Annotated in this window: 11 protein-coding genes; 4 read left to right on the top strand and 7 right to left on the bottom strand. The window is 68.1% G+C overall.

Annotated elements, in window-relative coordinates:
• Positions 1–17: 17 nt before the first annotated feature.
• Positions 18–1538, bottom strand: a complete 1521-nt coding sequence (locus tag F6A08_RS01385) for a DUF7059 domain-containing protein (protein ID WP_151458387.1) — start codon at positions 1536–1538, stop codon at positions 18–20.
• Between the two features lie 97 nt (positions 1539–1635).
• Here F6A08_RS01385 and F6A08_RS01380 point away from each other — a divergent pair, with 97 nt between their 5' ends.
• From F6A08_RS01380 to trxA, 4 genes are all read left to right on the top strand, one after another.
• On the top strand, positions 1636–3807 hold the full coding sequence (locus F6A08_RS01380; RefSeq protein ID WP_151458386.1) for a DUF6049 family protein: 2172 nt from the start codon (positions 1636–1638) through the stop codon (positions 3805–3807).
• Positions 3800–5416, top strand: a complete 1617-nt coding sequence (gene murJ / locus F6A08_RS01375; RefSeq protein WP_151458385.1) for a murein biosynthesis integral membrane protein MurJ — start codon at positions 3800–3802, stop codon at positions 5414–5416. The genes F6A08_RS01380 and murJ overlap by 8 nt, the downstream gene beginning before the upstream one ends.
• Positions 5417–5546: 130 nt before the next feature.
• Positions 5547–6521 carry a thioredoxin-disulfide reductase gene (gene trxB / locus F6A08_RS01370; RefSeq protein WP_017203842.1) on the top strand — a complete coding sequence of 325 codons (975 nt, stop codon included), beginning with the start codon at positions 5547–5549 and terminating at the stop codon, positions 6519–6521.
• A gap of 69 nt (positions 6522–6590) precedes the next feature.
• Positions 6591–6914, top strand: a complete 324-nt coding sequence (gene trxA, locus F6A08_RS01365) for a thioredoxin (protein ID WP_017203843.1) — start codon at positions 6591–6593, stop codon at positions 6912–6914.
• A gap of 80 nt (positions 6915–6994) precedes the next feature.
• Here trxA and F6A08_RS01360 read toward each other — a convergent pair whose 3' ends face one another.
• The 6 genes from F6A08_RS01360 to rsmG all read right to left on the bottom strand — a co-directional run bounded on the left by F6A08_RS01360 (position 6995) and on the right by rsmG (position 13276).
• A complete protein-coding gene (locus F6A08_RS01360; RefSeq protein ID WP_151458384.1) occupies positions 6995–7525 on the bottom strand; it encodes a GrpB family protein in 531 nt (176 codons plus the stop codon).
• A 1-nt stretch (position 7526) separates the two neighbouring features.
• Positions 7527–7862: a hypothetical protein gene (locus F6A08_RS01355; RefSeq protein ID WP_017203844.1), complete on the bottom strand. Its 336-nt coding sequence runs from the start codon at positions 7860–7862 to the stop codon at positions 7527–7529.
• Between the two features lie 9 nt (positions 7863–7871).
• A complete protein-coding gene (locus F6A08_RS01350) occupies positions 7872–9320 on the bottom strand; it encodes a sugar porter family MFS transporter (RefSeq protein WP_206427111.1) in 1449 nt (482 codons plus the stop codon).
• A gap of 56 nt (positions 9321–9376) precedes the next feature.
• On the bottom strand, positions 9377–10369 hold the full coding sequence (locus tag F6A08_RS01345) for a ParB/RepB/Spo0J family partition protein (RefSeq protein ID WP_151458383.1): 993 nt from the start codon (positions 10367–10369) through the stop codon (positions 9377–9379).
• A complete protein-coding gene (locus tag F6A08_RS01340; RefSeq protein ID WP_017203847.1) occupies positions 10369–11244 on the bottom strand; it encodes a ParA family protein in 876 nt (291 codons plus the stop codon). The genes F6A08_RS01345 and F6A08_RS01340 overlap by 1 nt, the downstream gene beginning before the upstream one ends.
• Before the next feature lie 1396 nt (positions 11245–12640).
• Entirely contained in the window at positions 12641–13276 is a 636-nt protein-coding gene (gene rsmG, locus F6A08_RS01335; protein ID WP_017203848.1) for a 16S rRNA (guanine(527)-N(7))-methyltransferase RsmG, read from the bottom strand.
• Positions 13277–13291: the final 15 nt, after the last annotated feature.

Below are 13291 nucleotides of genomic sequence, written 5' to 3'. Positions count from 1 at the left end.
ACGCATGGAAGGCGCTTCTATTCCCCCGGCACGAGCAGACCGTCGCGGACGAGCGAGCGGATGCGCGGCTCCAGTTCGGCCCACAGCTCGTCGAGGGGCACCTCGAACAGGTCTGCCAGAGCAGCGGCGATCTGCATCACGGTCAGCTCTCCGTCGCAGGCGCCGACGAACCCGGCGAGCGCGGGATCCACGTTGACGGTGCGGGCGAATCCCCCGCCCTGCCGCAACTCGATGACGCTCGGATCGTCGTTGCCGGGCAGGAAGTGCCGCGCCTCGGTGACATCCGGCGCCGTCACCAGCGTCGCGGGGACCCCGTGTGCCAGCGCGTCGTGGGCCGCGAGTCCGGCACCCAGGGCGGCTCCGACGTTCGACACGGGCTGGGCGATCCGCTCGGTGCGCCGGAGAGGTTCTGCGTCGTCGCCCGCGGCGGGCCGCCGGAGCAGCACGTAGCCGAACCCGATCGCCGTCACCCCTCGCGCTGCGAAGTCGTCGAGCCACGCGGTGAGCAGCGGAGTGAAAGCGGAGTCGCGCGGTGTCGTTCCTCCGTCACGGATCCACAGTTCCGCGTATGCCAGCGGGGAGAGCTCCTCTCGCTGGATGACCCAGAGGTCGAGGTCCGTCGGTACCCAGGCCTCGAGCCGGACGAGACCGGCGACGCCCGCCTTCGACTCCCAGTTGCCGAGCAGCTGCGCGATGCCGTTCGGCGTCAGGAACCGCGGGGCGGTCCGCACGAACTGCTCCACCAGCGCGTCACCCACCAGGCCGCCGTCGCGGTACTCGTACGCCGGCACCCCATCCACGCGCGGGGTGATCACGAAGGGGGGATTGGAGACGATCAGGTCGAACGCCTCCCCCGCCACCGGCTCGAACATGCTCCCGAGCCGGAACTCGATGTTCGTCACCCCGTTGAGGCGGGCGTTGAGCTCGGCGAACGCCAGAGCGCGAGCGGAGATGTCCGTCGCGACGACCGATCGGGCTCTGCGGGATACGAGAAGCGCCTGGATGCCGCACCCCGTGCCCAGGTCGAGCGCGCGGTCGACCTGCACGGGCACGACCGTCTCGGCCAGAGTCCGTGACGCGCCCCCCACGCCGAGCACGTGATCGGCGGGCAGCGGGCCGTCGAGAGCCACCTCGTCGAGGTCGCTGGCGATCCACCACTCCCCGACGCCGTCCGCGTCGACGAACGACTGGGGGCGCAGGAGCGCGGTCGGGATCACGTCGTCGCCCTTACGCGTCGCGAGCCCGAGGGCGACGAGGCCGTCCACGCCCAGGCGGGGCAGCGCGTCGGCCACCGCACGCGTCGGCTGAGCCATTCCCAGCACCAGCAGTCGTCCGAGTGTCGCGAGCACCCCGCGGTCGTCCGCGATCGCACGCAGGATCGGCTCCCGCATGCCGCGGGCGAGGGCATCGTCCGCTTCCTCCCCCCACAGTCGCCGAAGAGGCTCCGAACGGAGATCGGCGCTGTCCAGATCCGCGGCGAGCGCGGCGGTCAGGAGCGGGTCAGGGAAGGGTGCGGGGGTGTCGGACACGGCCGTCACTCTACGCGTCTTCAGGGTTCTCCTTCCCCGAGCCTCCTAGAATCGCAAGGTCAGTACTCACGATCAGCCCTTTCCCGGGCGTTCGAGGAAGACCTCCATGACCGCGACCACCCCCGAACACGGCCTCCGCGCGCGCCTACGACGGCTCGCCGCCAGGACCGCTGTTCTCGCGATCGCCGTCGGCGGCCTCGCTGTCGTGGCACCGGCCTCGGCGAGTGCCGCCGATCCGACTCCGTCGAGCGATGAGCAGAGCGTCACGCTGCATGTCTCCGCCGGGCTGCGGGGTCTCATCGCGCCGGGATCGTCGGCCACCGCGATGGTCACGGTCGAGAACGACAGCGAGTCGCGGCTCTCGGCCGCTCAGGTGGACGTCGAGCTCAACAGGACTCCGCTGACCGATGACGCAGCCGTGTCGACGTGGCTCGATGACGGGGAGGCCGCCGGCGACTTCCTCTCGATCGGCAGCGACCAGACTCCTGCCGTGAACGCCGGCGCTGACGCGACCAGCACGATCTTCGTTCCGGAGAGCACCATCGGCGACCTCCCCCCGGGGGTGTACCCGCTCCGTGCGGAGCTGACCGGCGCACGGCTCGGCGAGGATTCGCGGGTCCGAGTCGAGACGACCGCGACCAGCGTGCTCGTGGTGGCCGCCTCCGAGACCACGCAGATCGGGGTCCTCGTCCCCGTGACCGCCACCCCCGCCGACGGTGCGCTGCTGACCGCCGAGGAGCTCTCGACGCTCACCGCCCCGGACGGCGATCTGACGGCACAACTCGACGGCGTCGCAGGGACCACGGCCGTGATCGCCCTCGACCCGGCGATCCCCGCCGCGATCCGGGTGCTCGGCACGTCGGCTCCGGAGACGGCCCGCGAATGGCTCACACGGCTCGACGAGCTTCCGAACACGCGATTCGCTCTCCAGTTCGCCGACGCGGATGCCGCCGCCCAGGCGCAGGCGGGGCTGCCCGAGCTGCTGCAGCCGACGACTTTGGCTCCGTACCTCGACCCCGTGAACTTCCCGCGCGATGCGGCCACAGCCACCCCCACTCCGACGGCGACTCCCGGGGCGGCATCCGTGCCGACCCCGCAGCCCACGGACGCACCCGTGCTGCCGACCGACGCGGAGCTCACCGCCGTCGAGGGGGCCCTCCCGCGGATCCTCTGGCCGGACGACAGCCTCACGCAAGGCGATCTGCGTGCCTTCGCCGGCTATCTCGGGAACGGGACCACCACGATCGTCTCGTCGACGGCCGTCGGCGGGCAGAGCGTCGCGCACGCGACCGTGGACGGCCAGGATCTGCTGGTGACGGATGCCGCGATCTCGCAGGCGCTGTCCCAGGTGGCCGGCACCGCGGATGCCGTGAAGCGGCAGCGGCTGCTCGCCGAAGCGACCGCTCTCCTCCAGCTCGCGCAGGGCCGCGCTCCGGGTGCTCCCCTGCTCATCGGGCTGGATCGAGACGAGAATCGGTCGTCCGACGCGCTGCGTGACGCGATCTCCACGGCGGACTCGATCGGATTCGAACTCGCCGCCCTCCGTGCGACGCCTGCCGCCGCGGCTACTCTCACGGATGCGCCCGACCCCGCTCGCGCCGCCGCCGTGACGAGTCTGCTCGCCGACGAGGGAGCCCTCACGGCCTTCTCCTCCATCCTCAGCGACCCTCAGGTGCTGCTGAGCCCGGAGCGGATCCGGATCATGCGCACACTCGCCGTCGGCACCTCGGAAAGCGCGTTCGCCGAGGACGTGGCCGAGCACCAGGCGCGGACGCAGGGCACTCTCGCGGCTGTCAGCATCCCGCCGTCGAGCACGATCCAGCTCCTCACGGCCAACGCCGACCTCCCGATCGCCGTGCGCAACGACCTGCCGTGGCCGGTGACGGTGCAGCTCTTCGCCTCGCCGACCGACCCCCGCCTCGAGGTCAAGCCCATGATCGAGACCGAGGTGCAGGCGAACTCGACGACCCGCGTGAAGGTGCCGGTGTCGGCCCGCGTCGGCAGCGGCGAGGTCACCCTCCGGCTCAATCTCTACAGTCCCACCGGCGTCCTCATCCAGGGCGATCAGTCGGTCAGGGTCGCCGTGCGCGCGGAGTGGGAGGCCATCGGACTCGTGATCTTCGGCGGTCTCACGGTCCTGTTGATCGCTCTCGGCGTCATCCGCACGGTCCGACGGAAGCGACGCGAATCCGCTGAGGAGGCGGCCGTCGAGGCGCAGATCGAATCGCTGGAGGAGACGCAGGCCATGCTCGACGAACCCGGAGCACCGCGTGAGTAGCCTCGGGCGCGCGAGCGCCATCATCGGCGCCGGCACTCTCGTCTCCCGCGTCACCGGGCTGCTCCGCAGCATCGTGCTCGTCGGCGTCCTCGGCTCCGTGGCCTCCGAGGCAGCAGACGCGTTCACGTATGCGAATCAGCTGCCGAACAGCGTCTTCTCGCTCATCTCGGTCGGCATCCTGACGGCCGTCATCGTCCCCCAGATCGTCAAGGCGACGGCGGACGCGGACGGGGGCAACGCCTTCATCTCCAAGCTGTTCACCCTCGGAACCGTCGTCCTGGTCGTGGTGGCGGGGATCGCCACCGCCGCAGCCCCGTGGCTCGTGCACCTGGTGGCCGGAAAGGCGAACGAGGCCACCCTCGCCCTCGCCACGGCGCTCGCCTACTGGTGCCTGCCCCAGATCCTCCTGTACGGCCTCTACGCGATGCTCGGCGAGGCGCTGAACGCACGCAAGATCTTCGGACCGTTCACCTGGGCGCCCGTCGTCAACAACATCGTGTCGATCGCGGGGTTCCTCGCTCTCGGCGCCCTCTTCGGTCCGGTACCCACGAAGGCGGCAGCCTGGACGCCGGAGATGATCACCCTGCTCGGCGCCACCGCAACGCTCGGAATCGCCCTCCAGGCGGTCGTCCTGCTCGTCTTCTGGCGTCGCACGGGCCTCGCGCTGAAGCCCGACTTCCACTGGCGCGGCGTGGGCCTCGGCAATGTCGGCCGTCTCGCCGGCTGGACGTTCCTCATGGCCTTCGCGAGCCTGTCCGCGGGGATCCTCCAGGGGTACATCGTCAGCGAGGTGGCCGGTCTCGGTGCATCGGCCACGGTCACCGCCAACGCCTGGCTGATCTTCATGCTCCCGTATTCGGTGATCGTGCTCTCGATCGGCACCCCGTACTTCACGCAGATCAGCGGGCATGCCGCCGCCGGCCGCGATGATGAGGTGCGCGCCGACATCGCGCAGAGCATCCGGACGCTGCTCTTCTTCATCGTGGCCGCCACCGCCGCCGTCGCCGCGGCGGCCATCCCCGCGTCACGGGTCTTCACCGACTCCGCCGACGACGCCCAGGCGGCCGCGCTGGTGCTGATCGCCTACCTCTTCGGTCTGATCCCCCTGACGATCCTGTTCATCGTGCAGCGCACCTTCTACGCGTACGACGACACCCGCACCCCGTTCTGGTTCACGATCTTCCAGTGCGTGCTCATCGTGGTCACGGCCCTCGCCGCGCTCGGTCTCCGGGAAGCCGGGATCATCCCCCTTACCTCCCTCGCCGCGGCGGTCGCCCTCGGGCAGTCGATCGCGAGCATCCTGCAGACCGTCGTGGCCACCTGGCTGCTGCACCGCAAGCTCGGTGGCCTGCGCATCCGCTCCTGGATGTCCGCCATCGCACGCTTCGCCGTCGCCGGGATTCCGGCCGGTCTCGCCGGCTGGGCGGTGTTCGCCCTGCTGGGCGGCACCGACGGGTGGACGATGGACGACAAGATCCAGGGCGCACTCGGCACCGCGATCATCGGGCTCGTCGTCGTGGCCGTGTACGTCGCGATCCTGGCTGTGCTGCGCGCGCCCGAGCTCAAGGCCGCCAGCGGGCTGGTGCGCCGCTTCCTCCCCGGTCGCTGAGCCGGAGGTCGGCCCCGGGCGGAGCGTTCTCCCAGCACCGCGGCGCAGACTGTCCGGGGAATGCCCCGCGGTTACCATGGGTTGAACCACTCGAAGGTCATTCGACTGCAGTTTCTAAGACGGAGAGCACATGCGTCAGGTCATCATCATCGGCTCCGGCCCCGCCGGATTCACGGCTGCCATCTATGCGGCCCGAGCGAACCTCAAGCCGCTGCTCATCGCGAGCTCGGTCGAGGTCGGCGGCGAGCTGATGAACACCACCGAGGTCGAGAACTACCCCGGCTTCCCCGAAGGCATCCAGGGTCCTGAACTGATGGCGAAGTTCCAGGAGCAGGCCGAGCGGTTCGGCACCGAGGTCGTCTACGACGACGTCACCGAGCTCGACCTTGCGGGCCCCGTCAAGACCGTCACGCTCGGTTCCGGGACGGTGCACGAGACGCAGACGCTCATCTACGCGACCGGATCCGCCTACCGCAAGCTGAACATCGAGGGCGAAGAGCGTCTCTCCGGCTACGGCGTGTCCTGGTGCGCGACCTGCGACGGCTTCTTCTTCCGCGAGAAGACGATCGCGGTGGTCGGCGGCGGTGACTCCGCGATGGAGGAGGCCACGTTCCTCACCCGCTTCGCCGACAAGGTCTACGTCATCCACCGCAAGGACTCCCTGCGAGCCTCCAAGATCATGCAGGAGCGCGCCTTCGCGAACGAGAAGATCGAGTTCGTGTGGAACAGCGAGGTCGCCGAGGTGCTCGGTGGCGACGCGGTGAAGGGCGTGCAGCTGCGCTCCACGGTCGACGGCACCCTGCGCGACCTTCCCCTCGACGGGCTGTTCATCGCGATCGGCAACGACCCGCGGACCCACCTCGTGCACGACAAGCTCGAGCTCACGCCGGAGGGCACCATCTGGGTCGACGGTCGCTCCTCGCGCACCTCCGTTCCCGGTGTGTTCGCCGCGGGCGACGTCATCGACCCCACCTACCGTCAGGCCATCACGGCTGCCGGCTCCGGTACGGTCGCCGCTCTCGACGCGGAGCACTTCCTCGCTGACCTCGAGGATGCGTCCGTCGAGGTGCCCGCCGCGGAAGCCGCCGAGATCATCACGGCCTGATCAGGGCCGGGAACACTTTCCCCTCGCCCGTTGTTGTAGCAGGCGAACCTCGAACAAGGAGAAACTCTGATGAGTGCAAAGGCTACGAGCCAGGCGACCTGGGAGCAGGACGTTCTGCAGGCCGACGGTCCCGTGCTGGTGGACTTCTGGGCCGAGTGGTGCGGTCCGTGTCGCATGGTCGCGCCGGTGCTGGATGAGATCCAGGCCGACAACCCCGACAAGATCACCATCCTCAAGCTCAACGTGGACGAGAACCCGGAGCTGGCGATGAAGTACCAGATCACGTCGATCCCGGCGATGAAGGTCTTCAGCGGTGGTGAGGTCAAGACGACCATCATCGGCGCGAAGCCGAAGTTCGCGCTGGAGAAGGACCTGGCCGCGTTCATCGGCTGATCCCCACAGACTCGAAGGGCCGTACCTCCTCGGAGGTGCGGCCCTTCCTGTGTCCGCAGCCGTCGTACGGCGTCGCCCGGTCAGCGCTTGTCGGAGACCGGGACCGGGGGCAGTCCGCGCTCCGCACGAGCCCGGTCGATGATCGCCTGGATCGTCACCGTCTTCCCGTCGTTGTACGACGCCGTCCCTCGCTGAGCGGCCATGGCTGCGGCGTGCTTCGCGCGCTCGTACAGCTCGGCATCCTCGGGGTGCGTCCGCAGCCAGTCGCGCAGGATCCGCTGGTTCACCCGGTCCCAGGACGCGGTTTCGAAGAAGTGCGCGATGCGCGTCCGCTCTCCGTCCTCGACGAAGATCATCACCCGGTGGGCGCGGACGGCGCTGCCGACCCGCCACCCCGCAGCCTCCAGCCCCGCGCGGTGCGCAGCGAAGTCGGAGTCATCCGCGATGCGGACGGCGACGTCGATCACCGGCTTCGCGCTCATCCCCCGGATCGCGGTCGAGCCGATGTGCTCGATCACCCATCCCGGGTTGCCGTGAGCACGCAGCTCCACGACCGTCTGCTGGAAGAGGGATGGCCACGCCGGGTCGTAGGGGACCAGCGCGACGGTCATCTCAGGAGGCGTCTGCGACGGTCGGGTCCCACCGGCGGTGGCGCTGCTTCTCGTCCAGGAGTCCCCACACCGCCGACGTCAGCTCCGGATACTCCAGTGCGATCTGGCGGAGCACGCGGTAGTGGCGGGCAGCATTGGGTCGCACCCCGTCATTCGCGTTGATGTTGTCGGCGCGCAGCAGGTAGACCACCAGCTCGTCGACGCTCGGCAGCTCCTCCATGAACTCCCAGGGATCTTCCCCGCCGAGGAGCCGCTCCTGAATGAGCACAGCGAGTTCGTCAGCTGCTTCGGCGCGCAGCACTTCCAGGCTCGCGCGACGTTCGACGGACTCGCTCATGCATCCAGCCTACGTCGGCTGCGGGCCCCTCCGGCGCTCCACCTTCATGTTCTCGCTCATCTCCTCGAGCTCCTTGCCCTTGGTCTCGGGAACCTTGAAAAACACGAAGAAGAACGACAGGAGTGCGAAGAAGGCGTAGAACCCGTACGCGAAGGTGAGTCCGATCTCGGCGAACGCCGGGAACGTCGTGGAGATGAAGAAGTTCGCGACCCACTGCGCCGCGGCGGCCACCGCGAGGGCACCGGCGCGGATCGAGTTCGGGAAGATCTCGCCCAGCAGGACCCAGACCAGCGGACCCCAGCTCGCGCCGAAGAACACCACGAACCCGTTGGCGCAGATCAGGGCGATCGTCGCCCAGGGATCGGGGAGCGTCGCGGTGCCCTGCGCGTCGAGCGTGCCGAACGAGAACGCGACGGCCATGAGCCCCAAAGTCACGGTCATCCCCACCGAACCCACCAGCAGCATGATGCGCCGGCCGATCTTGTCGACGAGCAGGATAGCGACGATCGTGACGACGATGTTCGTGACCGATGTGATCACGGAAGTGAGGAGGGCGCTGGATTCATCGAAGCCCACGGACTGCCACAGGGTCGTGGAGTAGTAGAAGATCACGTTGATGCCCACGAACTGCTGGAACACCGACAGCAGGATGCCGATCCACACGATCGGCTTCAGGCCCAGACGGTTACCGCGCAGGTCGCGCAGCGACTCCGAACGCTCCGTGTCGATCGTGCCCGTGATCTCCTTGATCTTGGCGTCGACGTCGATCGTGCCCGTCACCGTCTCGAGCACGTCTGCCGCGCGCTTCATCTCCCCCTTGCGGACGAGATAGCGCGGCGATTCCGGGAGTCGGAGCGACACCAGGCCGTAGACGAGGGCGGGGATCGCCGCGACCATGAACATCCACCGCCACGCGGTGAGGCCCCACAGGGGCTGATCGGCCTCTCCCGCGATTCCGGCGAGCAGCGCATCGGACAGGAGAGCAGCGAAGATACCGGTCACGATCGCCAGCTGCTGCAGCGAGCCGAGACGACCTCGGATGGCGGCGGGGGAGACTTCGGCGATGTACGCGGGCGCGATGACGGAGGCTGCTCCGACGCCGAGGCCACCGATCACGCGCCAGATGATGAGGTCGACGACGCTGAACGCGAGTCCGGAGCCGATCGCGGAGATGAAGAACATGCCGGCCGCGACCACCATGACCGGGATGCGTCCGAACCTGTTGGACACCGGACCGGCGAACCATGCTCCGACGGCGCAGCCGATGAGAGCGGACGAGACCGCGAAGCCCTTCAATCCGGTGCCGAGGTCGAAGCCCGAGACGTCGCCGGCGAGAGCGTCGACGGCGCCGTTGATGACGGCGGTGTCGAACCCGAAGAGGAACCCTCCCAACGCCGCCGCGATGCTGACCGCGATCACGCGGCGTCGGATACCTGCTGCATCCACTGGTCTGGACATGACATCCCCCTCATCGTCATCGATCACGCGAGTCTAGAGGACCGCGTGCCACCCGGCTATCGCCCGGCGCCGTAGCTGCTCTCGCCCAGTTCCTCGAGGATGCGGTTCAGATCCTGGATCGAAGCGAAATCGATCGTGACCTGGCCTTTTCGAGCACCCAGGGCGATCTTCACCCGGGTGTTGAGGCGGTCACCGAGCTTGCCGGCGACCTCATCGAGGTAGGCGCGCCGCGCACCGGGCGTCGGCTTCACGGTCTTACCGGCCGACGGCAGCGACTTCGCGGCCTGCTCCGTCGCCCGCACCGACAGGTCTTCGTTCACGACCTTGTCGGCGAGACGCTGCATCGATTCCGGCGTCTCGAGGCTGAGGATGGCGCGTGCGTGACCCGCGGTGAGCACGCCGGCCGCGACCCGCTGCTGCACCGGCACCGGAAGCTTGAGGAGGCGGATCGTGTTGCTGATCTGCGGGCGGGAGCGGCCGATGCGGGTGGCCAGCTCCTCCTGTGTGATGCCGAAGTCCTCCAGCAGCTGCTGATACGCGGAGGCCTCTTCCAGAGGGTTCAGCTCCGAACGGTGCAGGTTCTCGAGCAGGGCGTCACGGAGCAGATCTTCGTCCGCCGTCTCGCGGACGATCGCCGGGATGGCGTCGAGCCCTGCCTCGCGGGCGGCCCTGGTACGTCGCTCCCCCATGATCAGCTCGTAGTCGCCGTCGGCGTTCTTGCGCACGACCACCGGCTGGAGGACGCCGAACTCGCGAACGCTGTGCACCAGCTCCGCCAGGTCCTCCGGATCGAAGTGAGTTCGGGGCTGACGCGGATTCGCGACGATCGCATGCGGGTCGACCTGGATCAGGTGGATTCCCGGCACGGCTTCCAGATCGGGGGTGTCGACCTCGGTGTCCGGCTGCGACTCCTCCGCCGGGGCGGCCTCGTCCACCGCGGTCTGCCGCAGGCTCGCTCCGGGGAAGAAGACGTCGACAGGACGTTCCGCCTGATCGGCGGTCGGAATGAGGGCGCCGATACCCCGACCCAGTCCAGTGCGCTTGGCCATCATTTCTCCTTGCTCTGTGTCGCGGTGCGCGACGCGATCTCGACAGCCGCTTCCCGATAGGCGATCGCTCCGGCGGACTGTCCGTCGTAGGCGATCACGGTCTGCCCGAAGCTCGGAGCCTCGGACACCCGGACCGAACGCGGGATCACGGTCTCCAGCACCTGCTCCGGGAAATGCGTGCGAACCTCTTCGGCGACCTGCTGCGCGAGGCGCGTGCGCCCGTCGAACATGGTCAGCAGGATCGTGGAGAGGTGCAGCGGCGGATTCAGGTGCTTCTGGATCATCTGGATGCTCCCGAGCAACTGGCTCAGCCCCTCCAGCGCGTAGTACTCGCACTGGATCGGGATGAAGACCTCAGACGCAGCGGTGAAGGCGTTGATCGTGAGCAGACCGAGCGACGGCGGGCAGTCGATGATGACGAAGTCCATCGGGTGGTCAGCGAGGTAGACATCCAGAGCACGTCGCAGGCGGTGCTCTCGTGCCACCTGGGCGACGAGCTCGATCTCGGCGCCTGCGAGGTGGATGGTACTCGGCGCACAGAAGAGGTTCGGGTTCTCCGGACTCGGCTGCACGACGTCGGCGAGAGGCATCTCATCGATCAGTACGTCATAGACGCTGGGGACCTCTGCACTGTGCGGCACCCCGAGTGCCGTGGAGGCGTTCCCCTGCGGATCGAGGTCGATCACCAGGACTTTCGCGCCCAACGCGGCCAGTGCTGATCCGATGTTGACCGCGGTGGTCGTCTTGCCGACGCCACCCTTCTGGTTCGACACCGTCAGCACTCGGGTCTCCCCCGTGAACTGCACCGTGGTGCTCTCCAGCGCGCGTCTCCGGGCGGACAGGTCGGCGAGTTCCCGCGCGAGCGGTGTATCCATCCCGAACGATTCGTTCGAGGAAGCCTTTTCGGACTGTTTCACGTGAAACATCCACTCCTTTCGGGGCCGCGTTCCACTCTAATCGCTTGCGCCCACGTTCCCTCGCCAGTGGCCCGGTAGCGGCGCGGAATGAGCGGTACCGCACCTCTACATCTCATCGCGGAGCTGCGGGAGAAGCGTCCCTTGTTTCACGTGAAACAGGGGCCGCCTCACACGGTTGGGGTCTGGGACGGACGCTTTGGGTGCGGGATGGGGGCCTGCGGATCGCTGACACACGCCCAACTGTCATCGTTCCGCCGGAGTAATGCCCGTTGGCCTTTCGCTGCGGCATAGTGAAATCCCGACAAAGCGGCCCCCGCTCCGCCGAGGCGGCGCTCCCGCGGACAATCCCGAAGTGGCCTGCGGGGTTACCGACCGTCCGTTTCACGTGAAACGGTGCGTGCCTGTGTCCCGTCTGCCCACGCCCCGTAGCTGTTCCGCATCAAGTGGGCGAGCCGGTCTTGCAGGGCACACTCCTGCGAGAGCGCGGACCCGTGCACGCCGAGCGTTCCAGCGGGACATGACCGGCCCACCATCTGCCCCTGCGATGCGCCGGGCGGACGAGAACAAGCAGCTGCAGGATGCGCAGGCCACGAAGGATCGCGCCGGTTCCAGGCCCGTGCTCCAAGCGTCGCCCTCTCCCCCAGGACGCACTTCTGGCTCCCGCGTCCACTCCACGTCGGTGATACCCAGTCACAGCGACGATCGGCCGCCGAGAAGCGACTGTGTTTCACGTGAAACACCGAGCCGCAGTCGTCGGGTTCCCTCGCTGAACCTTGAGCCACCAACCGAACTACGTGAGCCAACACCACCGACTCGGCCTACAAGCGGAAATCGATGGCGCCGAGCACCTTCCGCGTGGAGCCACCGACCGCGCTCTGATGTTTCACGTGAAACACCCATTACCAAGGAGGTGCGAGACCTCCACTTCGGTCGGTACGCGCCGCGGGCGGGCGTCCGCGCCTGGCCGGACATCATCACCAGCGAGAGTGTGCCGACCGGATCCTCCGGGAGAGCGAGACCTGCGTTCCGCACACGGCCTATCAAGTGAGCACCCACGTCATCTCGCCGGCAAGCGTCTCCTGATGCACACGTTTCACGTGAAACATCGCTCTGTCCCGACTCCTCCTAGACGTCCCTGCGCCGTAGGGGACTGCCGCTGCGCAGGCGTAGCTCACGCTTCGGCGACGCGAAGGAGTTGCCGCCCGCACATCAACCAATCACAGCCACAGAGCGCATCCTGGCCGAACGCGACCGTTTCACGTGAAACGTCGACGAGCACGCGCGTCATCACGACGGCACCGAACGCGAAAGCGGGGTGTTTCACGTGAAACACCCCGCTCAGACGACGAGACGGCTACCGAACCCGGGCCCGGACGACACGAGTGGTCTCCGGGAGCACTCCCTCGCCCAGAACCTCTACGCGGACATCACTCAGCCGGAACTTCTTGATCTGCTTCTGAGCGGCCTCGATCTCGTTCGCAGCGTTCATTCCCTTGAGGAGTGTCAGCTCCCCGCCGTCGCGGACGAGCGGGGCGGTGATCGGGATCAAGGTCCGCAGTGCACTCACCGCGCGGGCGGTCACCACATCGAACCCGCCCACCGGCCGGACATCCTCCGCACGAGCACGGAGTACGGTGACATTCTCCAGCCCGAGGGCCTGTACCTGCTCGGTGAGCCAGGTGATGCGACGCTCCATCGGCTCGACGAGCGTCCAGGTGACGTCAGGACGGGCGATGGCGAGCACGATACCCGGGAGTCCGGCTCCAGAGCCGATGTCCGCGACAGAACCGTGGAAGAGTGGTGCCGCGATCGCACTGTTCAGGATGTGACGAGTCCACAGGCGCGGGAGTTCCAGGGGACCGATGAGACCGCGCTCCTCCCCCTCACGCGCAAGTGCTGCGGTGAAGGCGCGGGCGGCATCGATTCGGTCCGCGAAGAGCTGCGCGGCGACCGCGGGCTCCTCCTCCAGAACGAGATCTTCGCCGGTCATCGCGTGGAAGCAGGG

This window comes from Microbacterium algeriense (assembly GCF_008868005.1).
Classification (GTDB): domain Bacteria; phylum Actinomycetota; class Actinomycetes; order Actinomycetales; family Microbacteriaceae; genus Microbacterium; species Microbacterium algeriense.
Note: the sequence above shows the minus strand (reverse complement) of the source record. Positions and strands in the feature narration are given on the sequence as shown.